Below are 22,223 nucleotides of genomic sequence, written 5' to 3'. Positions count from 1 at the left end.
CCAATTATTAGAGAATGATCCCAATGATCATCAATTAGTAAACTTATCGGCAGCCATCTTTATTTTTTTAGGGCCATTTAGTTTTATTTTTGACGCCATATTTATAAGACAAAAAAAGACTCATATTTTGAGACGGGCCATTTTCAACGATGATAATTTAAATTATTAAAAGAGAGCCTTACTCGCCCTTCCCTCATCTGCTTGTGATTTCGTTAATAGGGTTGCGTTTTTTACTTAGTAATCGCCAAACAGTTAACAAAAGAAATAACGTCGTGGGTAAACCAACGACAAAATAGCGATGTAACTCGATATTGATAGATATCGACAAATATCAATCAATATTGATGATTTTGTTCACAGCCCTAGGAATTTCATATCAAAACCAGATATGGAGGCTGTGATGAATTTTAATGAATTAGAAGAACTTCGACAGACCAACAACAAAGCGTTCAAGAAGGTGGCGTCTAGACGTTATGGAATGGAAGAGCGAGCGCTGAACGCATTGCTTGACGATTATGAGCTTGAGCCTAAAGGTTCAGATGGCCCTCCAGGTCATGACGCTGTCGCTCTAACAATGAGCGAGATTGCCTTCAAACTTGACTTACCCGTCAAAGTTGTTGGCCGACTCCAGAACATTGGTGAAATCGGACGTCCAATCACATGTAACGACTTTGAAAACCTAAAGTTTTTCGCGAAGATTTGGGGCAACCATTTTTTTCTCAGATGCCAAATAAGCAAGTTGTCTCAGAAGCAAAGAGAGGAACTCATCAAACGTCCAGAACTGAGCAGCAAATGGGAACGTTGGATTTATAGCAAATACTTCTTCAACAAAATAGAATATGGACATGGTGGCCGAATGATAAATCCTGAACGGCGAATTCTAATCAATGAAATAGCTGAAGATATTGAGAGCATATATAGAGTGCCGAATTGCAAGAACACTCGTGACCATATTCTTAAAATCAGACAAATGGCCAACAACGACCGCAAAAAGGTCGGCCAGGGTAGAGCCACAGAACGTTCAGTTTTAAAAGCTAGAAGTTTGCCAGAATCTGAATTTGAGTTATTTAAGGACACCTATGTGTTTACTGAATATTCCTAACGATGACTGAGTTTTTAGCAGGACCGTATGATAATAGAAGGACCCAGAAGCTTCTGGAACTATTAGCGCACGATTCTCTTTTTCTCTGTCATGATTAAGCGCCCTCTTCTAAAAAGGTTTTCTCTTCACCAGAGAAACCTTTCAACAGGGCGCGTTCTTCACGTGTATCAAAATATTTCAACAGTTTTTGCCAATCGTCATTTTTGACTTTGCCGTTGAATTGCCCCAAAGGGTAGGCATAGTCCTCAGGATGCCAGATTTCAGTAACTTTGGTCTGATACATCGGGATAGCCTCTCCAGCAGAGACCTTCGCTACATGCTTTTTCGATACGTCATACCCTTTTATGGGGAACAGACGTCCCTCATAAACAACATGTTTGACGTCAGACCTTATGGGACAAAAAAGGGTTGAAAACTAAGAGACACTCCGGGGTAAAATTCAACCCAAAGGAGTGTGTCATGAAAAAGAACAGCACTACAGAATCGACTGTCCGGGAGATTCGCCGTAAAACTCGTAAGAAGTATTCCGCAGAAGATAAGATCCGTATCGTTCTAGAAGGTCTACGTGGTGAAGACAGCATTGCCGAGCTGTGCCGCAGAGAAGGGATTCATGCCAACCTCTATTACAAGTGGAGCAAGGAGTTCCTGGAGGCAGGAAAGCAGCGTCTTCTTGGTGACACCAAGCGCCAGGCCTCGACTCCCGAAGTTTCAAATCTGAGGCAGGAGAATGCACAGCTCAAGGAGTTGGTGGCTGACCTGTCACTGAAGAATGTCGTGCTTAAAAAAAGCTTGGTTGGTTCGGATCTGGACGAGTGATGCGTTACAGCCAATCGGAGAAGATGGAGATCATCCGTCTGGTGGAAGAATCCGAGTTGCCGATCAAGCGAACACTAGATGAACTGGATGTTCCCAAGAGCACCTTCTATCGCTGGTATCGCCGGTACAACGAGTATGGCTACGATGGACTGGCCAGCCGTCCGCCCAACGCCAACCGGTTCTGGAATCGGATACCGGACCATGAGAAGGAAAAGGTGGTCGAGGTCGCCCTGGACTATCCAGAATTAAGCCCACGCGAACTCGCTTGGAAGATCACGGACAACGAGGGCACATTCATCAGCGAGTCCAGTGTTTATCAGATCTTGAAGAGCTATGACTTGGTCACCAGTCCGGCCTATATCGTCATGGCCGCAGCCGATGAGTTTCAGCACAAGACCAGACATGTGCACGAGCTGTGGCAGACCGATTTTACATATCTGAAGGTGGTCGGTTGGGGATGGTACTATCTCTCAACGGTACTGGACGATTACAGCCGCTACATCGTTGCTTGGAAGCTGTTCACCAGCATGTCCGTTGATGACGTTACGCAGACTCTGGACTTAGCGATTGAGGCCAGTGGTATTAATACGCCTAAGGTTAGGCATCGGCCCAGATTGCTATCTGACAACGGTCCTTGTTACATCGCTGGAGACTTGAAGGACTACCTTTACGATAAAAACATCGATCACACACGAGGCCAGCCATATCATCCGATGACTCAGGGTAAGATCGAGCGCTGGCACCGAACTATGAAAAACATCATTAAGCTTCAGAATTACTATATGCCGGGAGCTTTGGAGGCTGAGATTGCCGCCTTCGTCAATCACTACAACCATCAACGCGTCCATGAGTCATTGGACAACCTGACCCCGGCTGATATATATCACGGAAGAGCGAAAGAAATGCTGACGCTGAGGGATAAAGTTAAGGAACAGACTTTGCGTCGGAGAAGAAGAGAGAACTTGGGGCTGCCGCCCCTGAAAAAGGAATTGATCAGGCCACAGATGCTTCGGGAAAGAGTCTCTTAGCTTTCACGCCATAGAGTCCCAAAGGGTCTGACGACATACATTTTCTAGTAACAATTTCAATTCAACCCTGACTCACCCTCACCTGTTACCAGCCAGTCAATATCACATCCGAATTGTTCAGAAACCATCTTAATGATGTAACCCTCAGGCATCCTCTCCCCAGATTCAAGACGAGCGATTGTCGACTGCGAAGCATTCACTCTTTTTGCGAACACTTCCTGTTTTTCACCAAAATGTTTTCTCACAATTTTTAGGCGAGCACCGAATTGCTTCTGATATCTTGCCTTTTCTTCCTTAATTTTCTTCATTGCACCCTACCTCGCACAAATTCCATTTGACATATTATGCCATTCGGGGTATATTCCATACAACATAAATGCTGAACGGAATTCAGAATATCACCACGAGGAGCCGATTACTATGAAAAAGCGCCAACAAAGAAGTGTCACCATTAAAGGCCAAAGGTCGAAATCAAGTTTGCATAGCCATGCAATGAAAAGTCGGCAACTTATTCAAAGGCATCAGGCCAACCACACCTGCCACCCATTCCAGAGCAATCCAACAAACTGGTACCAACTGAAAAAAAGAGCTAAGCAACGTTTGAGGGCTCTCAGTAACGGAAAGATACAACTCGTCACTGACATACGATTCAGTCAGATGTATTACGGGCACCATATTAGGCATTGGCTACAAGACAGTAAAACTGAGCACATATTCCGGGCAAGCCTGAAAGAGGTTGCACTCATAGGGGCAGAGGGGATTAACCCATTCATTAACCAGCCTATCGACATGGACCACTATGGAAGCGTAGGTGCCATCCAAGAGCATGTGCTTGGTATGAGTTCCGGTTTGGTCGAATTTTCTGCCGATAATGAACTGCGAGGAATAGATGATGAATATTCATTTTCATGCTCTATACATCAACATTACTTCATCATGACGTTCTCACAGTTCTTATCTGGTCCATCGGATGGTTGTGGCATATGTCAATTTAACCGACTTTGATATCAGCCAACATTATCGGTGAAAGAGACAATGTGTGTTCAAGCGAGGTCATCCGTGGTCATGTCGAAGGGATTGAAACGTTTCATGCAAACACTTCAGTGAATATCAAATAGCCCCCCCTGGCTTCATAAAAAAATAAATTTAAAGCCTTTTATGAAGTAGGGGTCATCCGAAACCACATTAAGGGGTGCTCCGATATAGCCCAATTTCAATAAAATCGAGACAAGGCAAAAATAGAGCCAAACCAAAAGACAACATCCAAAGTTTAATTACTTGCATAACTTTTCTTCATATTTTCTTTGACATTACACACACTTGTATCAATTCGTCAACAGTTTATAGGGTAACAAACTTAACATTAAATATGGTTCAATTGACTCACGACACTGGCCGTGACGAAAAAAAAAGAAGGAGGTAATGCAGGACGAGACAATAGTGATGGCGTGTTTTTTGACGCAAGCAGGATTCAATCGATTTACAAGAGCAAATCGATGAGAGACATCACTCTGATATTCACACACAGGGCTTACAGTTTAAGCAGGCTGCAAATTGAGTGGAAAAGGCAATGTTACGGATACCTGTAACAGAATAAGTTGTTACAGAACCGTGACAAACGTAACGGAGGTCAAATGGCGAAAGACAACGACGTCACAGTCGACCAGGTCAGGGCAGTAGCAGAGCAATATGCCCGTGACAACCAAATATCAATCTTCGATGTGACAGTACGAATCGTAAGGGATTTATTAAAACGAGGCTCTGACGGATACATTGGCGCGCACTTGCAGACGGTCAAACTTGAAGCGGCCCATGCTCAGCTCTTCTGCGAAAAACAGATTTCTCAGCAACTGATGGCTGCCATCTATGACGAATTGAAGAGGTATACCGGCAATTCGCGAAAGGTGGCGCTTTCCGAAGCGGCAGTGACGCAGCAAATGTTCGACGAGATATGTGAGCGCAACACCGAACTAGAAGCGGCTTTGGCCTCGGAGAAACAGCAACTGACAGAGCAACAGCACGCTAATAATGAGAAAGCCCATCGGCTTGAGTCGGAACTCAATACGGCTCAAATGGAGAAGAATGCGCTTGAGGCACGCCATACTGACGTTTTGGAATCAAAAGAAAAGACGGAACAAATTCTTGGCGATACTCAGATTGAGCTTAGAGCTCTAAAGTCTCAGGCATCTCAATTCAAAGCACAATGTGCTGAAAAGGATGCGGTAATGAAGGAGCTCCAGGAGGAACTAAAACGTCTTAAGCGAGAGCACGAAACTGCGCACAACTCAAACCAGAAGGCCGAGCAGCACGCCGAACTTCTGACATGGAAGAATAATCAGTTCATGGACGAAAACAAAAAACTAGAGAAGAAGCTGGAATTAGCAATTGAGCGTTCAGCCAACGCTGAAGCGCAACTTAAAGTCGTCAAGAAAACAAAAACGAAGACGACTGCGAAATAACAACAAAATCGCGGAGCCATAGAGCTTAAGGGTTTTACCCTGTACTCGCGTAACAGAAGGAGAACGAGATGTTTAAGAAAAAAAGTGAAAAACATGCTACCGCCAAGGCCTCAAAGGACAAAATTGCCTCAGAGGTGCAAACAAACAACGACCAGCCTGACCGCCTTATTACCATTGAAAAATGGCCAGATTTTCACCCATGGCCACCAGTCGGCGGACTTCGTCACATCAGGTTCTGGGCAAAAGATAAAGGTGCGACAGAATGTTTCGTCAAAAAAGGGGGTCGGGTGCTGGTTCGTGAGCGCAAGTTTCTGGAATGGGCTTCAACCACCGACGCTTCGTAAAATAGAGCAGCCTCAAAAGCGAGCCCGGCAACAAAACGTTACCGGGCTCTTTCTTAACAATAAGGAGGTTACATGGCTACAATTGATGAACGGATTGGGAAAAAAGAAAAAACCTTTGCCGCCCGAGTTCGTTACAAGGGCGAAGAATACTCTGAAACCTTCAAGTCCAAAACAAAAGCCGCAAAATGGGCTAAGGAGATGGAGAGAGCCATTGACGATGGCACTGCGATGACGCCGGAGTCCACCAAAACAACTGTCAATGACATATTTGATGAATATGAAGCGAGTCTTGACAAAACCCATAAAGGCTACGAAAAACGCATTTCCCATCTTAAAGTTTGGCGGAGCAAAATTGGGAAATTAAAGTTGAGCAAGATTACACCTGCCCTGCTATGTAAAATACGCCGTCAGATTCGATTTGTAACAACAAACAGGGGGGACAGTCGTTCACCTGCGACTGTGAATCGTTACATGTCGACGTTGAGTGCTGCTTTTACATATGCTGTAGAAGAACTGCATTGTCTTAAGATGAACCCTGTCCGTCAGGTCAAAAGACTTACGGAAAACCCTCCTCCCGTACGTTTTCTTGATAAGAATACGGAGCTTCCGAAATTGATGGAAGCATGTGCCATGAGTAATAACCTAAGATTGCTACCACTCTTCATGACTGCTATCTGTATCGGTCTACGCGCAGGAGCAATCCTATGGCTTCATCGCGATGAGATTGACCTGGATGACCGGTCTATACGAATCCCGGTTGAGCGCAGTAAAAATGGTAGGGCTTTCACGTTAGGCATCACCGACGAACACTATCCACACATCAAGTACCTCGTCGAAAATTGCCACCCGGAGTCAGGTCTATTGTTTCCCGCTTTCACTGACCCGTTCAAATGCATGGATTACCGTGATAATTGGGATGAAGCACTTAAGCTTGCTGGAATCGAAAACTACCGATTTCATGATAACCGCCATACCTGCGGTAGCTACCTTGCAATGGCAGGTTATTCACTGACCGACATCGCCGAGCTACTGAATCATAAAACGCTGGAGATGGCTAAGCGATATTCTCATGTTGCTGATGAGTATCGCAAAAAAATACCTGGAAAGATGCACAACGAGTTTATTTCTGGCGCGGCTATCAGCGTTGCCCACATTCCCGGGCTTGAACATCCTGCTGTTTCGCATGCAATAAATGTTGCAGGCGCCGTTGAAACGAGCAACAAGCCACACCTGCGCCGAGTGAAATAGTTGTAGTTTGTTGTAGCGCATTGTCACAGATTTGCCACAATTCGGGATTGAATTCATCACCAAACGCACCAAGGGGTTAGCCATTACTGGCTAACCCCTTGATTTTATGCTACTTAAGATGGTACCCGGGACGAGAATCGAACTCGTACAGGATTACTCCCGAGGGATTTTAAGTCCCTTGCGTCTACCAGTTCCGCCACCCGGGCAAAGTGTAAAAAGTTCGCTATTATTAATGCAATATTGAGCTACGTGTCAACCGGAGGTTTTCATGCAGGACACTTTTGTTTGCCCGCACTGCGGGAAAGAGAGCCAGCGATACCGAAATCCCTTTCCAACAGTTGATATCATTATTGAAATAGAGGACAGGATTCTACTCATTGAGAGGCTCAATGAACCCTTCGGCTGGGCCCTTCCGGGCGGGTTTGTAGACTACGGAGAGTCACTGGAAGAGGCTGCGATTCGTGAGGCACGAGAAGAGACTGGACTTAACCTTGAGAACCTCCAGCAGTTCAAAGCTTATTCTGAACCGAAGCGCGACCCACGACAGCACAACATTTCCATGGTTTTTACCGCAGAGGCCCAGGAAGAACCGAAAGCTGGAGACGATGCCAAACACGCCCGACTCTTCTCAATAGACGAGCTACCAACGAAACTCTGCTTTGATCATGCGACTATTTTACAGGACTATATTTCAGCGAGAAAATGAAATTCAGGAACTTTTTCGAGCAGTCCATGTTTGTGACAGAGGGTAAAATAGAGCCGTAAGCCTTCAAGATGACCGTCTGTTAAATCGTAAGACATGCCTCTCCAGTAGTCCTCCAGCTGGCCAGCAGTGAAAACAGTTTTTTCCGAAAAACACAGCGCCATTTCGGGCAAATGATGGAATGCATGTTTCCGTGCTGATTGAAGTTGTGCAGACAATGCCCGGAGCTCCTCGGGATATTTTTTGGCAGCTTCTCTCCTTAATATCCAGAGAGCAAAAACAAAAGGCAGACCTGTAAAGTGATACCAGAGAGCACCGAGGTCAGTTACCTGAAAGCCATCGGGACAAGACTTTGCCGCAGCCAGCGCCCGGTCACCGATCAGCAGAGCACTCTGTCCCTCGTTCAAAACAGCTTCAACATCTCCCGGCGGAACAAGATACGTAACATCGTTGATCCTGCAGAATTCATTGAGGAGAATTTTCAGAAGGTTGATTGAAGTTGCGGACTCACCGGTAATGGCGACTTCGCGACCAGCAAGAGTCGCCAAGGGTCCCGGGGTAAAAAGCAGAACACTATGAACAGGGCCGATACTGCTGATAGAATGCCCAGGCAAGAGGAGATAGTCATCGGCGTTCAGGCCATATTCGAAAGATGACGAAGGGCAAGCATCTATCGACCCATCAGCGAGCATGGCGTTCAGTTCGGAAGGGACTCCGGCAAAAACTTCTCCAGCAAAACCTTCTTGTTGCAGGTATTGAAAATAGGGTGCTACATTCAGGTAAGCGATGCGTCCGATTCGCAAGGTCATAATCTCTTACTAACTTTAAAAACTGGAAACAAAGAAAATGCGGGGAGAAATCCCCGCATCAGAAAACCATGTTGAGTTATATTCGATCAATGAAAATCAATCGAGTAAACATCTTTTGCTTTAATTTGAAAAGCCCCGTAACCGGTGGAACCGTAAAACTCAGCATCAGAAACGATCGCTAAAGTCATCACATTGCCTGATTTAAGCTTAACATCAACCTTGAGCTCTTCATCTCTGACCTCAGAGAAAGTCACCGTATCGATCTGTTGGAAAGGTATTGTCAGCTGTCCCTGACCGCGTAAAGTATCCAGGAAGGTTTTGCCATTCATGGAGAACTGATTGAGGCTGGTCGAAATTCCATCGCGATCTTTAAGATCTGCCTGGATACGAACATCGGTCTCCGGGACGGTTCCTTCAGGAGAACCACCCAGCCCCCCCATTCCCATACAAGGCAGTGCAATCAACATCAACAAAAGTAGAATCAATCCGCGTTTCATAACAACCTCCATATATGCCTTAATCGATGTCGCATGTTAGCACGCTCCATCAGCGGGTTCAATGGCCAAACAACAGCTATCGTTTAAGGTTCCATTCAGGGCAGGAAAACTTTTCGTCACACAGACTTTGAGCTTCCTGAAGTTCGCTGAGGCTTGGCTCAGAAGGATCCCATTCGACCTGAAGATGGGTTGAAAACGCCTCTGCAAGAACCTCTTCGACTTCATCAATGGTCAGCTTTTTCTTGCTCCACTGATTTAACCAGCCGACACTCTCCAGAGAGCCTGAGATCTCTATATTCTCGTCAATCTTGAGGGCCTTGCCAAGCAACTCAAGGTCCATCTCTAAAGGAATTGAACCATGCTGAAGAAAGGACTGCCCGTGACGTTTCTGTGCACTTCCGGCAACCTTGCGGCCCTCGATCACCAGCTCATATTGAGAAGGTGCTGAAAAACAAACCGCCTTCATTGCGTTCTGCTGTCCGCCACGCGATTTACCGGGAACCAATTCAGCAGGGAGGCTCAGCTGTAACAAGGTTTTTTGCAGAACCTCTGAAATAACGCGATAACATTCCAACACAGAGCCACCAAACAGACCAGTGTTGAGAGGAGCAATCACGGAATAAGTGACTTCATTATCATGAAGGACGGCTCGACCACCGGTTGACCTGCGCACAACGTCAAGCCCGGCACTTGCACAAACATCAAGGTCCAGATCCGTGTGAACCGACTGGGCATAACCAAGGCTCACCGTAGCAGGGTGCCAGCGATAAAAACGTAGCACCGGTAAGGAACGGCCATTGGCAACCGAGTTCAACAAGGCTTCATCGAGAGCCATATTCATGGCCCCGGTCTGATCGCCAGAGTTTATCAAACGCCACTTATGCATGTTTAACATCATCCACCAACAAAAAAGGCCAGGAGAACCCGGCCTTTTTTGCTATTAGAGTTTTAAACGTTCAATGAAACCGGTATCGATATCCCCCTCGATAAATTCCTTGTTGTTCATGATGCGCTGATGAAATTTAATCGTCGTCTTGATACCGCCGATAATGAATTCATCAAGAGACCTGGCCATGCGCTTAATCGCTTCTTCGCGGGTATCGGCATGGACAATCAACTTGGCAATCATTGAATCGTAATGAGGAAGAACAACGTACTGGTCGTACACCGCGCTGTCGATGCGCACACCCAGACCTCCGGGAGGATGATAACCATCAATCTTACCGGGGCAGGGAGTGAATTTGAAAGGGTCTTCTGCATTGATGCGGCACTCGATTGAGTGACCGTTGATCTTGATGTCCTTTTGTTTATAACGCAAAGGTTCACCGTAGGCGACACGAATCTGTTCCTTGATAATATCAACGCCTGTGATCATCTCAGTGACAGGATGTTCTACCTGTACACGGGTGTTCATCTCCATGAAATAGAAGTTACCCTGCTTGTCGAGCAAAAACTCCATGGTGCCGGCGCTGGTATAGCCGATCGACTTTGCCGCATTAACGGCACATTCGCAAAGTTCCTTGCGCTGAGCGGCTGTAATGACCGGGCAAGGAGCCTCTTCGATCAACTTCTGGTGACGTCTCTGGATAGAACAATCGCGCTCCCCGAGGTGAATAACGTTACCGTGGTTATCCGCCAGGATCTGAACTTCGACATGACGTGGATTCTCACAGAATTTCTCGATATAGACATCGGAGTTACCGAACGAAGATTGCGCTTCAGCACGAGTCATAGCGTACAAATTCGGCAGGGATGCAGGCGAATGAACGACCCTCATACCTTTGCCGCCGCCACCTGCTGTCGCCTTGATGATCACAGGAAAACCGATACCTTCGGCGATGTGTTGGGCTTCTTCTGCCGTCTCCACATTATCCTTGGTGCCTGGCAGGATCGGTACACCGGCCTTGATTACTGACTGGCGGCCGGCTATTTTGTCACCCATAACACGGATATTATCAGGAGTCGGGCCGATAAAAGTAATGCCACAGTTCTGACAGATTTCAGCGAATTCGGCATTCTCGGCCAGAAAACCGTAACCGGGATGAATCGCCTCGGCATCAGTGACTTCTGCAGCGCTGATAATAGCCTTCATATTGAGATAGCTTTCGCTACTCGGTGCCCTGCCGATACAGATACTCTCATCTGCAATCTTGGTGTGTAAAGCATCGGCATCCGCATCGGAATGTACAGCAACGGTCAGGATGCCAAGTTCCTTACAAGCGCGGATAATGCGCAGAGCAATTTCGCCACGATTGGCGATCAGGATTTTGCGAAACATGGTGTCTCCCTTTTACCTAGCAGCGTTCTACCTTGAAGAGCGGCTCACCGAATTCAACCGGAGCGGCATCATCCTTGAGGATCTCAATGATCTTGCACTTAAATTCCGCTTCGATCTCGTTAAAGAGCTTCATGGCTTCCACAAGACAGACAGTCTGGCCTGCCTCTACGATCGCACCCACCTCGGCAAAAGCATCAGCCTCAGGGCTTGGTTTACGATAGAAGCTTCCAACGATCGGCGAATTGATCGTCTCGTAATTATCTTCAACGACCGGTTCTGCAGCGACGGCAGCAGCCACAGGGGCAGCGACAGGCGCTGGAGTAGCGGGGACTGCTGAGCCCATAGGAGCAGCAAACTGGACATATTCTTTGTCCGGGCCACGCTTGATCAGGATTTTCTCTTCTGCATTTTCAATCTCAAATTCTGTGATATCAGTGTCGGTAATTATTTTGACCAGCGACCTCAAATCTTTAATCTTCATCGATATGCCTCCTTAAAGTTCACCGACACCCTTTATAAACCGTCGGCAGAATGTTGAGTCAGTTTAACAGAATGTTGCTAAACGTCTTGGGGATTTTTGTCAATAATCGGCAACCATCGTCTGTTACCAGAACAGTATCCTCTATCCTTACACCACCGACTCCCGGGACATAGACGCCAGGTTCAATAGTGAAAACCATACCCGCTTCTGCATTCATCGTACTGCGCGGTGAAACAGTTGGAGCCTCGTGAACCTCCAAGCCGACGCCATGGCCTAAACCATGGCCGAAGTAATCTCCGAAACCGCAGTTCTTAATATGCTCTCGGGCAATTCGGTCCAACTCAGTCAATGCGATTCCCGGGGCAACCTCGGCAAGAGCACGATCATGAGCTTCGAGAACCGTATCAAAAATGCTTTGCAGCTCCCCGGAGACATCACCCATTGCCAATGTCACGGTTTCATCCGAGTGATAACCAGAAAGACGACAACCAAAGTCAATTGTCACCAATTCACTGGTGCCTATCAATTTGTCACTGGCAACACCGTGAGGCATGGCACCACGGGCTCCTGAGGCCACGATAACATCAAAAGCCTTTTCTTCAGCGCCCAGCCTTCTCATGGCAAATTCAAGGGCGAGTGCAACTTCGCTCTCTTTAGCGCCGGGCCTGATCATATGAATGACTTCGGCAAAAGCTGCCGCGTTTAAATCTGCAGCACTGGCCAGAAACTTAATTTCGTCCAAAGTTTTATGCAAACGAAGGCTTTGCAATTCATCCTTCAGGTGCATCCACTGGCAATCAGCATTGACCTGTTCCTGTAATTCTTTGGCAAAACCAAAAGGGAGCGTGGATTCAAAGCCAACGCGGCTGACATCATGCGAAGTCAACAGGGAAGCAAGGCCCTCGATTTTGAGTTTGTACTCACAAATCTGGTCGGCAGTCACCTCTGCGTTGGACTGTGTTGTATAACGCGAATCGGTCAGAAAAACAAGCTGGTCAGAAAAGACGATCAGGGCAGCATCACTTCCGGTAAAACCGCACAGGTAGCGAATATTTTCAGGCTGGCAGAAAACCAGGGCATCAAGCTCAAGCTTTGCAAGGAGATCAGTGGCCTTCTGCCTGCGGTGGGAATAAACCATAATTAAGTTAACAGTTATGAAAGATGATCAATCAGGCCACGCAGTGCCAAATGATAGCTCATTGCGCCAAAGCCAGCCACCTGAGCAATAACCACGCCGGCGACATAGGAGTGATGGCGGAATGATTCGCGTGCATGGATGTTTGACAGATGCGCCTCGATTACGGGAAGCGCGACAGAAGAGATAGCATCTCGCAGGGCGACACTCGTGTGCGTTAAGCCCCCAGGATTAATGATGACGCCCGAAAAACCGTCACTTTCGGCAGCATGAATGCGGTCGATAAGTGCGCCTTCATGGTTGGACTGCATGGTTTCGACTTCGACGCCGAGTTCAGTGGCAAGAGTATCCAGAGACGTGTTGATGTCTTCAAGAGTCTGCCGACCATAGACTTCAGGTTCACGTTTCCCCAGAAGGTTAAGGTTGGGGCCATGCAAGACCAGAATGCGAACTGACATTAGTTCAAAGCCTCAATCAGGTTAAAGCCTTCACGTGTCATCAGGTAGCGGCCCTTACCGAAGTTACCATCGCGATTTATAACCAGGGCAACAAAATATTCATCATTGAGCATACGGATGATAATAATGAAACGGTCGGTGCGAATGGAAATTTCTTCCATATCGCCAAGGCTCAGGATCTCTGCCGTTTTGCGAATTTCCTTGAGGACATTGGAATATTCAACAACAACCATCTGTAAGTCAAGTTCCTCTTCTGGAGCAAAATACTGATCAATTGAGATACCATCGTATCCCATCAGGACAGCCCCGATCCCACCGCCGGTTTCTTCAACAATTCGTTGCAGAATTTCGTTAAACATTGGTCCTCCCGTTTTTAATCACAGACAACCAGCGTTGCAGTACGCCCAGTGGTGATTGATCTTTGGCTTCACCCTGAGGCTCAGACGCTTCTTCCCTTGAGACAGAAACGGATTCAGCCTCAGTGACAACCGCAGCAGTTTCTGGCAAAGGTTCTTCAACAGCTGGTACTTCTTCAAAAGGCGGCACTTCTTCAGCAACCGGAGCAATCTCACTCCCTGACATCTGCTGAAGCTGCTTGATACGCTCACGAGCAGATGTATTCTCGGGGTTCTGGTTAAGGATACCCTCATAGATTTCAATCGCTTTGTCCAACAAGCCCTGTTTGACATAAATTTCTGCAAGGGTTGCCGTTGCAATAGGTTCTGAGGACCCTCCAGCTTTGAACTCTTGCGCCGACACTTGCTCCTTAGCTTGGGATGCTTGCTTGATTTCTGCCCAGGGGCGTGGCAAATCAAGAGCAGTAAGCATATCGGAGATTTTTTCATCATCGGGATGAAATTCTTGTGCCTGCTGTAGAATTTTACGAGCCTGATCACGCTCGCCGCGAACCAGATGAAGGCGCGACAAACCGACCAGAGCGGCCTGGCTTTGACGATCGATACTGAGAGCCCTTGCATAAGCGCTCATCGACTCTTCAAGACGTCCCATCTGGCCAAGGATGCGCCCCATGGTGGAGAAACCAGGGCTGAAATGCGGCAGCATTTCAGTCCCAAAGCGTGCTGCCTCCAGAGCATCGTCAAGCAATCCAATCTGGCGATAAGCTTCAGCCAGAGGGACAAAAGCGGTAGAGCTGGGGTCTTTGGTAATAATCTGCAGATAACTGCCGATTTTACCAACCAAACTTCCTCCTGTACTAGCCGTTGTCATGTTCCCTCTTTTAATTTCAGGTTAACAATTCGTCCAAATGCTTATCCAGGTGATCGATCTGGTGCAATTCGGCAGAACCTATGCCATGATTCAAAACGACCCGGACCTTACCGTCCTTGACCTTTTTATCACGTTGCATGACGGAGAGATAGTCCGCAACAGAGTAGTCAGGAGGGATCACAGGCAAATCAAAGTAACTGAGCAGGGCAACAATCCTTGTGATGTCATCTGCAGAACAATAACCTAATTTATGTGCGGTGCGTGCCGCCATGACCATGCCGATGGAGACGGCCTCACCATGCTTGACAACGCCGTAGCCTGCGAGTGTTTCTACTGCATGACCGAAGGTATGACCCAGATTAAGCAAAGCCCTTACACCATGCTCTTTTTCGTCATTTTCTACAACATCCGCTTTAATTTGGCAAGATATCATTATGGCATGAGTCAGCGCAGCAGCAGATCGATCAGCCAACAATTCTCGATGATCTTCCAGCCACTTAAAGAACTCTGAATCACGGATAATTCCGTACTTTATCACCTCGGCAAGACCGGAGACATATTCTCTTTTCGGCAAGGTCTCCAGCGCGACTACATCAATATGAACATGTTTAGGCTGATAAAAAGCACCGATCAGGTTCTTACCCTGCGGAAGGTTTACACCTGTTTTGCCGCCAACAGAACTGTCTACCTGTGAAAGCAAAGTCGTCGGAATCTGCACAAAAGGGATGCCACGCAAAAAAGTTGCGGCTGCGAATCCGGCCATATCCCCAATAACGCCGCCGCCAAGAGCAATCAATCCGCAATAGCGATCAAAGCGGCGTTCAATCAGTACATCATAAATATTTTCAAGAGTCTCCAAGGTTTTGTACTCTTCTCCATCAGGGACTCTGATGACACTAACGCTGCGTCCTGAAGCCGCAAGAGTATCAATGACCTGTTCACAGTAGAGATCCCCGACGGTTGGATTCGTTACGATGGCAACCTTCTCTGGGAAACCAACGTCGTTGAGCGCTGATCCCAAATTTGGCAACACCCGTTCCCCGATAACAATCGGGTAACTGTTTTCTCCAAGCCCAACAACAATCTCAGCCATCGATCATTCCTTAATATTCAGATCATCAAGAATCTTTTGTGCAACTTCCATCGGAGTAAGACCATCTACGCTTACTATGATATCAGCCTCGGAATAAAATGTTTGTCTATAAGTCCAAAGATTCTTCAGTTCATGCCAGTTTTTTTCAGTTGTAACAAGGGGTCGATCAACACTGTTCTTCAGACGTTTCTCTAAGGTCGGCCATGACGCATTCAAGTAAACAATTTCCCCCATGCTTGTCATAGCTTGCCGGTTGACCTTACGAACAACGATCCCCCCACCTGTTGCATAGACAGCAGCAGGTTGTTCTTTAAGCTCACCAAGTAAATCAGTTTCACAAGTACGAAAATATTCTTCACCATCTGTAGCGAAGATCGCTGCAATTGAACGCTTCTCGCGTTGCACAATTCTTTCATCCAGATCAACAAAGGGCATATTCAACAGATCTGCCGTCAACTGTCCTACCGTTGACTTGCCTGCCCCCATAAATCCCGTCAGAAAAACTGATTTTAAATATTCTTTCGACAGAGTAACAACCTATGGCCGATACAGAAAAGGACAGGGGAAACCTGTCCTTTTCAAACTTATTTGTCTTGCTTGTGAGCTACTCGACAATTCTCGGGGTAATGAAGATCAACAACTCACGACGATCACGCGATTTCGATTTCGAGCGGAAGAGGTTGCCAAGAAGAGGAATGTCTTTCAGGATTGGAACGCCTGTTGCGCTCTCTCTTTCATCCTCAATAAATATTCCGCCAATAACAGTGGTCTGGCCATCTCTAACGAGCGCCTTGGTCTGCGCCTTCTTTTCGTCAATTGAGACGGCATCACCTGTTGCAGTAGGAACAACCGTGCCAACAGCACTATTGGAGACATTGATATCAAGCAGGATACTACCGTCCGGGTTAATCTCGGGGGTGACTTCCAACTTCAATTCGGCATTTTCAAACTTAACATCCGTACCGGAATCGCTGACCGTAGAGAATGGTATCTTTGTACCTTGTGAGATAACAGCTTTTTCACCATTCAGAGTGGTAATACGCGGTGTTGAAACGATTTTACCTTCACCTGAATTCTCCAAAGCCTGGAGACGCAAATCAATATTAAGTTGATCGTCTAGTGCAGCTATGGCAACGGTACTTCCCAAGCCGGCGCCTACAGTCGGTGCGAGTGCAACGGCACCTCCCAAACCTAGAGCGGCACTTGGAACTGTAAGACTCTTTGTCGTGGGATCGACATTCTGATCATAATCAAAATTCCACTTCACACCCAGGTTACGTGAGAAGTTGGTGTTTGCCTCGACAATACGCGCTTCTATCATGACCTGCCGCTCAGGCTTATCGATTTGAGTTATCATGTCCAGCATCTGGTCAAGGATATCGGCAACATCACGAACAATAAGCTGTTTATTGCGAGAATCCGCGATAATTGAGCCGCGATCTGATTTTATATCTGTGAGATAGCCCTTCATATCATCAACTGAAGCATAGCTGATAAGGAAGGCTTTCGTTTCCAGGACACCCTCTTCGATAGCAATCGTTTGCTCTTTCATAACCGATTGCTCGATTTCTCTGAGCTTGTCTTTTGGCATGATACGAAGGACGTTGCCTTGTTGAATCTTGCCAAGACCGGCCGTTTCCAAAACCAAGTCCAAGGCCTGGTCCCAAGGGACATCGATCAGACGGAGAGTGACATTACCACCGACATCGCTGCTCGCTAGGATATTCAGATCACTGACATCACCAATAAGTTGCAGGATGCTGCGAACATTAGCTGAATCAAAGACCAATGTGATTTTCTCACCTGTATAGCGAGCGGCTTCTACGGCCATCTCATCTGCAGTCACAGGCGTACTTACAGCAGCGGAACCTTGTTGGGCCATTTCAGCTGGGGCAGCTGGGGCAGTTTGGGTTGCCTCAGGAGCCACAACTTCGACCTGACTGACAGCTGCGGGGACCGGCTCTGCGTAAGCACCATCATCAACAACCAGACGAACTGTAGAACCCTCTTTTTCAAGCGCGTAGGCTACTGGGCCTTTCATATCAACTGCGATGCGGACATTCTGATGATCACCGTCGGCAACGGTATAAGGTGTTACGGAATTGACAGCACTTGGGAAAGCCGAAGCGTCTATGGTTCTGCGCAGAGCGCGACTGATCGAGGTATTGACAAGTTCAAAACGAATCAGGTTGCCTTCTTCAACAGGGTCGGAAACCTTGACTGGTCCCGAAAGCGTAACAGCAATGACGCTGCGGCCTTCTTCATTGAGAAAGTCTATTGCCTCTACGGCAACAGGCCCCGACATGACAGGTGCTGGCTTAAGAGGTTTTTCTGCTACGACTTCAGGAGTTGCAACGGGTGCAGGGGCAGGATCAGAAGTCTGTTCCTGCATTGCGACAGGTGCCGCTGCAACGGTTTTTGCAGTGTCATTACCCCAGGAGACGATAATATCGGTGCTACGACCTTCAACTGTATGCTCAGGAAGCATGCTTTCAGAAGCATCGAAAACCAAGCGAGTTTTGTCGTTGTAAGTCCCGACGCGTACGCCCTTGAAACCTGTCAACGCTGGGAAAGAACGTGCCTTGAAGCCTGGCTTCAAACCATACAGGTCAACAACCAAACGAGGAGGATTGCCTAACGCAAAATACTGGAATTTGCCTACTTTGCCATTCGCTTCCAATATGGCCTGACCAGGAGAAAGGTTTATATTATTCAGTGTGTTAGCTTCTTGCGAGGCATCAACGGCTACAGAGGGTGTTGGTTTAACCTCTTGAGCTTTAGCAACTTCGGCAACCTTGGCCACGTCAGGGTCAGCAACAAAAGCAATACGGAACTCTTTACCATTGAGGTTCACTTGGTACTCAGTACTCTTGGCAAGAAGAATCTCAACACGTGTCAACTTTCCTGAGGACAGATCAAATCCAGCAATCCTGACTTCCTGCACAGCAGACTTATTGACAGACACTGTCTCAGGCATATCGGCCATGTCCATACCGGGGAAATCAACGACGACGCGTACCGGATCGAACGAATCGTACACGGTGTATCGATAGCCAACAGGCTCAGCAGTCTTGACGAGAATCGTCGGCGTAGCAGCACCGGAGTCTACGGACACGGCAAGAAGTTTGTTGTTATCAGCACTCCAGGCAGGAATGCTTAACATCAGGAATGTTACGACACAGCAGAAAAGAACCTGCATAAATCGGGAGGTACGGCTAACCCTAAGTTGATTCAACATGATATTCACCCCACGCATTTGATTAAACTCCTTCCCGCTTCGGAACTACAATTTCCTGAATATTCTCTATAACATTTCCGGAAAAATCGTAATATTTCTCTTCAACAAGAACAGATTCACTATTGATTGTGATAACGACACCACTATTTTTGCCTATTTTGACACCTTCAGAGAGGATATAAGACTTACCATCAGGTGCTATGACCATCGCCTTGGATTCACCTTTACCAACAATGACACCCGCCAACCGGAATTGGCTCAAGTCGTAGCTTTGCAAAGGTGTTGCCGGCTCATCGGAGGGCTCCATTGGCCTTCTGATTCTTGACAAAGGAACAAAAGGATCACGGCGGCCGTCTGTGACATAAACAAACTCAACCTCCTTCTCTTCTTCCTCTTTAACTTCAGGAGCAGGAACCTGTTTCGCAGGAGGCTTACTTACTTTCGCCACCTGTGGCTGTGATGTGGTTGCCGTTTCCTCAGAGCAACCCACCAGTCCGGCGAAGATAAAAACACCACAGATCAGACATACATACCAACGTGTCATCTCAAACCATCCTTATTGTTCAACAAAACGGAACGTGGTCACGTTACACTTGATCCTCAGGGTAGCCATGCTGCCTGCTACACTAGGGGAGGACAGATTCAGGTTGCCGAGATTTACAATCCTTGACAACTTGCCGACAGCCTCAGCAAACTTAGCGATCTGATGATAGGTACCGACCAAATCAAGAGAAGCCGGCACTTCAGCGTAGAAACCTTTATTAACCTCTCCCCTGGGAGTAAATGAAGCCACTTCAAGGCCGCTATCTTTTGCAAGTGTCGACAAATTCGTCAACAGAGTAGGAATTTCTTTTTTATTGGGGAGTTGTGTCAAAGCTTCTTGCAGAAGTTGCTCTAGCTTCGCGAACTCTTCCTTAAATTTCGGCAGGTTATCGGCGATCCGCTTCTTCTGGATATAATCTGCTTCCAAACGGGCGATCTCCTGGTCCATGCCTTCAAGCCTATCGTACTCAGGTAACCAGACAAACCAGCCAAACACACCCAAAACCAGGATGCAAACAACGGCAAGAGCAATCAATCTCTGGTAAAGAGGCAACTTAAGAAGTTTTTCAACCTTTGGATTCATCGACTAACTTTCTCCCTTAGGGGTAGCCCTCAGTGGCCCAACCTCGATTATTTTTTCTTTTCGAGCTTGGCGTTGATTGTTTTACAGGACAAGTCAAACTGCTGAAACTTGATCTGGTCCTGGACAATCTGCTTGGTCACTTTAAGCTCTACACCTTCAAAGAAATCGGATGCTTCGAGATTTCTCATGAACTGAGCAACAGTCTCTTCATTGACTCCGATACCACTCATGCTGGCGCGACCAGAGCCTTCCTGGAACTTGATCAACCACAATTTTTCCGGAAGGGCCTCATAGAGCGCGTCCAAAAGATACAAAGGGCCACCCCTGGAGGCCTTCAACTGATCGAGAACATCAAGCTTGGCGCGCAAGGCTTGCTGGCGTTTTTTGAATTGGTTGACCTCACCGATCTTCTTCATCAACTGAGAAATTTCGGCTTGTTTCTGATCAATCCTCGCCTGGCGCTCTTCAACTTCTCCGGCAACATACATGTAAGCCGCAGCACATATGCCCAGAGTCACAATCATCGCCAAGGCAACAACAATCATCTGGCCCTGAAGCATTTCCTTTTTCTGAGCAGCCTTTACTGGCAGAAGGTTTATGCGGATCATTTGTCTCCCATCCTCCTCATAGCCAAACCTGCGGCGACGGTATAAACAGGGCCCATTGCCTGCAGGTACTCAGGATCAAAATCTTTTTCACTGAAAGAAATCTGTCGCCAAGGGTCAACAACGTGGACGCTGACACCAAGCCGGCTCTCCAAAGAAGTCTTGACCGCCGGGATCTTCGAAACGCCGCCCGTAATAAAAACTTTCTGTACCTTCTCATCAGAAGAGGTCGCCGAGAAGAAATCTATCGAACGCTGTACTTCCTGTGTCAGGCTCTCAGTTGCATCTTCCATAACTTCAGCAACTGACTCAGCGGTTACGTCAGCGACCTCGCCGCCCAGCTTGACGATTTCGGCATCTTCATTGTTTAAACCAAGACGTTTCTGGATCTCTTCGTTGTATGCGCTCCCACCCACCTGGATATCGCGGGTAAAGACCGACATGCCGCCACGCAGAACATTTACGTTCATTGAGCTGGCACCCATATCGATCAGGGCAACGATTTCATCTTCATTCGATCCATAATTGACTTCGTAGACGTTCTCGACGGCGAAGCAGTCGATATCCATAACTTGCGGGTTCAAGCCACACTCCTTGAAAAGTGCGACATAGTCACTGACGAAATCTTTCTTGGCCGCGACCAATATGACGTTCATAAGAGAGGCGTCATTTGCATCAGGCCCAAGAATTTGAAAATCCAGGTTAACTTCTGAGATCTCGAAAGGGATGTACTGTTCTGCTTCCCACTGTATCGAAGCCTCCATCTCCTCTTCGGTCATAATCGGCAACTGAATCTTGCGAATGATGACCGAGTGCCCGGAGATCGAAGTAGCGACATTTTTTGTCTTGAGCTTCTGGCTTTCCACCAAACCCTTGACAACATCAACAATGGAGCTTGAGTCCATAATCGCATTATCGACTATGGCCTCAGCGGGCAGAGTGGCCAAACCAAGGCCGGCTAACTGGTAACTCCCCTTAGCCTCCTTTAGGTGGACCATCTTTACCGAACTGGAGCCGATATCGATGCCTATCACGTCTTTTTTCTTTTGGAATAACATGCGTGCCCCTGGTTAAACCGCCACTAACTAAAGCAGCTCAAAATGAATCTACAGACAGAACTATGGCTTTCCTCAGCAAACAACGTACCAACCATCACACCTCGCCAGGAAAAACATCATTGCGATCTGTAAGCTTGAGTCCAAGCGCCAAGATTATCTTGCGCCTTGTCGACATCCGGCATTCTTCGCCACGCTCGATGCGATCAATAGTCACAGGCGAAACACCGGCCTTGCGAGCGAGTTCTGCCTTGCTCATCAATTGGGCTTCACGGATTTCTTTGACTTGGTTTTTCATAGGCAACCATTAGTTATAGTGAACGTAAATTATACGAAATTAGGGCTAATTATAGGTAAATTAAAACAATTGTCAACAAGTTATATCTAGGTGAATACCATAAAATGGTTACATTTATCACATACGACTTCAAGAAACACAAGATCAAGGGGCGGTAGACCGGCAAGCCACAAGATAAAGTGTGAATTATTTCTGAAAATATTTGGAATTACTGAAGGTTCTC

At 47.1% G+C, this 22,223-nt stretch carries 25 protein-coding genes, 1 tRNA gene and 1 pseudogene; 7 read left to right on the top strand and 20 right to left on the bottom strand.

The annotated features are described in order from the left end of the window. Positions 1-400: 400 nt before the first annotated feature. Positions 401-1,102 (top strand): hypothetical protein, encoded by a 702-nt coding sequence (locus P9J64_16715; protein ID MDG5469962.1) that lies wholly within the window; start codon positions 401-403, stop codon positions 1,100-1,102. A gap of 94 nt (positions 1,103-1,196) precedes the next feature. Here P9J64_16715 and P9J64_16710 read toward each other — a convergent pair whose 3' ends face one another. After that, positions 1,197-1,385 carry a hypothetical protein gene (locus P9J64_16710; GenBank protein ID MDG5469961.1) on the bottom strand — a complete coding sequence of 63 codons (189 nt, stop codon included), beginning with the start codon at positions 1,383-1,385 and terminating at the stop codon, positions 1,197-1,199. 176 nt (positions 1,386-1,561) lie between these two features. Between P9J64_16710 and P9J64_16705 the strand changes: the two are divergent. Beyond that, positions 1,562-2,946 (top strand): annotated as a pseudogene (locus P9J64_16705) (IS3 family transposase). Between the two features lie 56 nt (positions 2,947-3,002). Here the strand turns inward: P9J64_16705 and P9J64_16700 are convergent. After that, positions 3,003-3,254, bottom strand: coding sequence for a helix-turn-helix transcriptional regulator (locus P9J64_16700; protein MDG5469960.1), 252 nt, complete (start codon positions 3,252-3,254; stop codon positions 3,003-3,005). 112 nt (positions 3,255-3,366) lie between these two features. Here P9J64_16700 and P9J64_16695 point away from each other — a divergent pair, with 112 nt between their 5' ends. From P9J64_16695 to P9J64_16680, 4 genes are all read left to right on the top strand, one after another. Continuing rightward, a complete protein-coding gene (locus tag P9J64_16695; GenBank protein MDG5469959.1) occupies positions 3,367-3,951 on the top strand; it encodes a hypothetical protein in 585 nt (194 codons plus the stop codon). Between the two features lie 629 nt (positions 3,952-4,580). Further along, positions 4,581-5,405: a hypothetical protein gene (locus tag P9J64_16690; protein MDG5469958.1), complete on the top strand. Its 825-nt coding sequence runs from the start codon at positions 4,581-4,583 to the stop codon at positions 5,403-5,405. 68 nt (positions 5,406-5,473) lie between these two features. Beyond that, positions 5,474-5,749 carry a hypothetical protein gene (locus P9J64_16685; GenBank protein MDG5469957.1) on the top strand — a complete coding sequence of 92 codons (276 nt, stop codon included), beginning with the start codon at positions 5,474-5,476 and terminating at the stop codon, positions 5,747-5,749. 72 nt (positions 5,750-5,821) lie between these two features. Continuing rightward, the gene (locus P9J64_16680; protein MDG5469956.1) at positions 5,822-6,997 is read left to right on the top strand and encodes a tyrosine-type recombinase/integrase; all 1,176 of its coding nucleotides are present in this window, start codon (positions 5,822-5,824) and stop codon (positions 6,995-6,997) included. A 119-nt stretch (positions 6,998-7,116) separates the two neighbouring features. Here P9J64_16680 and P9J64_16675 read toward each other — a convergent pair. Continuing rightward, a tRNA-Leu gene (locus P9J64_16675) sits at positions 7,117-7,203 on the bottom strand. A 62-nt stretch (positions 7,204-7,265) separates the two neighbouring features. Here P9J64_16675 and P9J64_16670 point away from each other — a divergent pair. Beyond that, positions 7,266-7,703: an NUDIX hydrolase gene (locus P9J64_16670; GenBank protein ID MDG5469955.1), complete on the top strand. Its 438-nt coding sequence runs from the start codon at positions 7,266-7,268 to the stop codon at positions 7,701-7,703. Here P9J64_16670 and P9J64_16665 read toward each other — a convergent pair. The 17 genes from P9J64_16665 to P9J64_16585 all read right to left on the bottom strand — a co-directional run bounded on the left by P9J64_16665 (position 7,682) and on the right by P9J64_16585 (position 22,006). After that, positions 7,682-8,509, bottom strand: coding sequence for a menaquinone biosynthesis protein (locus P9J64_16665; GenBank protein MDG5469954.1), 828 nt, complete (start codon positions 8,507-8,509; stop codon positions 7,682-7,684). The two genes, P9J64_16670 and P9J64_16665, sit on opposite strands and share 22 nt — an antisense overlap. Positions 8,510-8,595: 86 nt before the next feature. After that, entirely contained in the window at positions 8,596-9,006 is a 411-nt protein-coding gene (locus P9J64_16660; protein ID MDG5469953.1) for a hypothetical protein, read from the bottom strand. Positions 9,007-9,082: 76 nt separating this feature from the next. Continuing rightward, positions 9,083-9,892 (bottom strand): lipoate--protein ligase family protein, encoded by an 810-nt coding sequence (locus tag P9J64_16655; GenBank protein MDG5469952.1) that lies wholly within the window; start codon positions 9,890-9,892, stop codon positions 9,083-9,085. A gap of 54 nt (positions 9,893-9,946) precedes the next feature. Then, positions 9,947-11,284 (bottom strand): acetyl-CoA carboxylase biotin carboxylase subunit, encoded by a 1,338-nt coding sequence (gene accC, locus P9J64_16650; GenBank protein MDG5469951.1) that lies wholly within the window; start codon positions 11,282-11,284, stop codon positions 9,947-9,949. Between the two features lie 16 nt (positions 11,285-11,300). Further along, positions 11,301-11,765 (bottom strand): acetyl-CoA carboxylase biotin carboxyl carrier protein, encoded by a 465-nt coding sequence (gene accB / locus P9J64_16645; protein ID MDG5469950.1) that lies wholly within the window; start codon positions 11,763-11,765, stop codon positions 11,301-11,303. Between the two features lie 58 nt (positions 11,766-11,823). Next, positions 11,824-12,903 carry a Xaa-Pro peptidase family protein gene (locus P9J64_16640; GenBank protein MDG5469949.1) on the bottom strand — a complete coding sequence of 360 codons (1,080 nt, stop codon included), beginning with the start codon at positions 12,901-12,903 and terminating at the stop codon, positions 11,824-11,826. Between the two features lie 14 nt (positions 12,904-12,917). Beyond that, the gene (gene aroQ / locus P9J64_16635) at positions 12,918-13,358 is read right to left on the bottom strand and encodes a type II 3-dehydroquinate dehydratase (GenBank protein ID MDG5469948.1); all 441 of its coding nucleotides are present in this window, start codon (positions 13,356-13,358) and stop codon (positions 12,918-12,920) included. Next, the gene (locus P9J64_16630) at positions 13,358-13,717 is read right to left on the bottom strand and encodes a roadblock/LC7 domain-containing protein (protein ID MDG5469947.1); all 360 of its coding nucleotides are present in this window, start codon (positions 13,715-13,717) and stop codon (positions 13,358-13,360) included. The genes aroQ and P9J64_16630 overlap by 1 nt, the downstream gene beginning before the upstream one ends. Next, entirely contained in the window at positions 13,710-14,585 is an 876-nt protein-coding gene (locus P9J64_16625; GenBank protein MDG5469946.1) for a tetratricopeptide repeat protein, read from the bottom strand. Before P9J64_16625 ends, P9J64_16630 begins: the two co-directional genes overlap by 8 nt. 16 nt (positions 14,586-14,601) lie before the next feature. Next, complete coding sequence (aroB, locus tag P9J64_16620) at positions 14,602-15,678, bottom strand: 3-dehydroquinate synthase (protein MDG5469945.1); 1,077 nt, start codon at positions 15,676-15,678, stop codon at positions 14,602-14,604. 3 nt (positions 15,679-15,681) lie between these two features. Continuing rightward, positions 15,682-16,164: a shikimate kinase gene (locus P9J64_16615; GenBank protein ID MDG5469944.1), complete on the bottom strand. Its 483-nt coding sequence runs from the start codon at positions 16,162-16,164 to the stop codon at positions 15,682-15,684. Positions 16,165-16,282: 118 nt separating this feature from the next. Further along, the gene (pilQ, locus tag P9J64_16610; protein MDG5469943.1) at positions 16,283-18,916 is read right to left on the bottom strand and encodes a type IV pilus secretin PilQ; all 2,634 of its coding nucleotides are present in this window, start codon (positions 18,914-18,916) and stop codon (positions 16,283-16,285) included. A 22-nt stretch (positions 18,917-18,938) separates the two neighbouring features. Beyond that, positions 18,939-19,460 carry a pilus assembly protein PilP gene (locus tag P9J64_16605; protein ID MDG5469942.1) on the bottom strand — a complete coding sequence of 174 codons (522 nt, stop codon included), beginning with the start codon at positions 19,458-19,460 and terminating at the stop codon, positions 18,939-18,941. Between the two features lie 12 nt (positions 19,461-19,472). Beyond that, entirely contained in the window at positions 19,473-20,042 is a 570-nt protein-coding gene (locus P9J64_16600; GenBank protein MDG5469941.1) for a type 4a pilus biogenesis protein PilO, read from the bottom strand. A gap of 47 nt (positions 20,043-20,089) precedes the next feature. Then, entirely contained in the window at positions 20,090-20,650 is a 561-nt protein-coding gene (locus tag P9J64_16595; GenBank protein ID MDG5469940.1) for a PilN domain-containing protein, read from the bottom strand. Beyond that, positions 20,647-21,705: a type IV pilus assembly protein PilM gene (gene pilM / locus P9J64_16590; protein ID MDG5469939.1), complete on the bottom strand. Its 1,059-nt coding sequence runs from the start codon at positions 21,703-21,705 to the stop codon at positions 20,647-20,649. Before pilM ends, P9J64_16595 begins: the two co-directional genes overlap by 4 nt. Positions 21,706-21,799: 94 nt before the next feature. Then, entirely contained in the window at positions 21,800-22,006 is a 207-nt protein-coding gene (locus P9J64_16585) for a helix-turn-helix transcriptional regulator (protein ID MDG5469938.1), read from the bottom strand. Positions 22,007-22,223: the final 217 nt, after the last annotated feature.

This window comes from Deltaproteobacteria bacterium IMCC39524, from assembly GCA_029667085.1.
Taxonomy (GTDB): domain Bacteria; phylum Desulfobacterota; class Desulfuromonadia; order Desulfuromonadales; family BM103; genus M0040.
This window is presented reverse-complemented; position numbering and strand designations above follow the sequence as displayed.

Coding starts and splice junctions, on each gene's coding strand:
- P9J64_16715 (MDG5469962.1), top strand. CDS start 401: ATGAATTTTAATGAATTAGAAGAACTTCGACAGACCAACAACAAAGCG.
- P9J64_16710 (MDG5469961.1), bottom strand. CDS start 1,385: ATGTATCAGACCAAAGTTACTGAAATCTGGCATCCTGAGGACTATGCC.
- P9J64_16700 (MDG5469960.1), bottom strand. CDS start 3,254: ATGAAGAAAATTAAGGAAGAAAAGGCAAGATATCAGAAGCAATTCGGT.
- P9J64_16695 (MDG5469959.1), top strand. CDS start 3,367: ATGAAAAAGCGCCAACAAAGAAGTGTCACCATTAAAGGCCAAAGGTCG.
- P9J64_16690 (MDG5469958.1), top strand. CDS start 4,581: ATGGCGAAAGACAACGACGTCACAGTCGACCAGGTCAGGGCAGTAGCA.
- P9J64_16685 (MDG5469957.1), top strand. CDS start 5,474: ATGTTTAAGAAAAAAAGTGAAAAACATGCTACCGCCAAGGCCTCAAAG.
- P9J64_16680 (MDG5469956.1), top strand. CDS start 5,822: ATGGCTACAATTGATGAACGGATTGGGAAAAAAGAAAAAACCTTTGCC.
- P9J64_16670 (MDG5469955.1), top strand. CDS start 7,266: ATGCAGGACACTTTTGTTTGCCCGCACTGCGGGAAAGAGAGCCAGCGA.
- P9J64_16665 (MDG5469954.1), bottom strand. CDS start 8,509: ATGACCTTGCGAATCGGACGCATCGCTTACCTGAATGTAGCACCCTAT.
- P9J64_16660 (MDG5469953.1), bottom strand. CDS start 9,006: ATGAAACGCGGATTGATTCTACTTTTGTTGATGTTGATTGCACTGCCT.
- P9J64_16655 (MDG5469952.1), bottom strand. CDS start 9,892: ATGCATAAGTGGCGTTTGATAAACTCTGGCGATCAGACCGGGGCCATG.
- accC (MDG5469951.1), bottom strand. CDS start 11,284: ATGTTTCGCAAAATCCTGATCGCCAATCGTGGCGAAATTGCTCTGCGC.
- accB (MDG5469950.1), bottom strand. CDS start 11,765: ATGAAGATTAAAGATTTGAGGTCGCTGGTCAAAATAATTACCGACACT.
- P9J64_16640 (MDG5469949.1), bottom strand. CDS start 12,903: ATGGTTTATTCCCACCGCAGGCAGAAGGCCACTGATCTCCTTGCAAAG.
- aroQ (MDG5469948.1), bottom strand. CDS start 13,358: ATGTCAGTTCGCATTCTGGTCTTGCATGGCCCCAACCTTAACCTTCTG.
- P9J64_16630 (MDG5469947.1), bottom strand. CDS start 13,717: ATGTTTAACGAAATTCTGCAACGAATTGTTGAAGAAACCGGCGGTGGG.
- P9J64_16625 (MDG5469946.1), bottom strand. CDS start 14,585: ATGACAACGGCTAGTACAGGAGGAAGTTTGGTTGGTAAAATCGGCAGT.
- aroB (MDG5469945.1), bottom strand. CDS start 15,678: ATGGCTGAGATTGTTGTTGGGCTTGGAGAAAACAGTTACCCGATTGTT.
- P9J64_16615 (MDG5469944.1), bottom strand. CDS start 16,164: ATGGGGGCAGGCAAGTCAACGGTAGGACAGTTGACGGCAGATCTGTTG.
- pilQ (MDG5469943.1), bottom strand. CDS start 18,916: ATGTTGAATCAACTTAGGGTTAGCCGTACCTCCCGATTTATGCAGGTT.
- P9J64_16605 (MDG5469942.1), bottom strand. CDS start 19,460: ATGACACGTTGGTATGTATGTCTGATCTGTGGTGTTTTTATCTTCGCC.
- P9J64_16600 (MDG5469941.1), bottom strand. CDS start 20,042: ATGAATCCAAAGGTTGAAAAACTTCTTAAGTTGCCTCTTTACCAGAGA.
- P9J64_16595 (MDG5469940.1), bottom strand. CDS start 20,650: ATGATCCGCATAAACCTTCTGCCAGTAAAGGCTGCTCAGAAAAAGGAA.
- pilM (MDG5469939.1), bottom strand. CDS start 21,705: ATGTTATTCCAAAAGAAAAAAGACGTGATAGGCATCGATATCGGCTCC.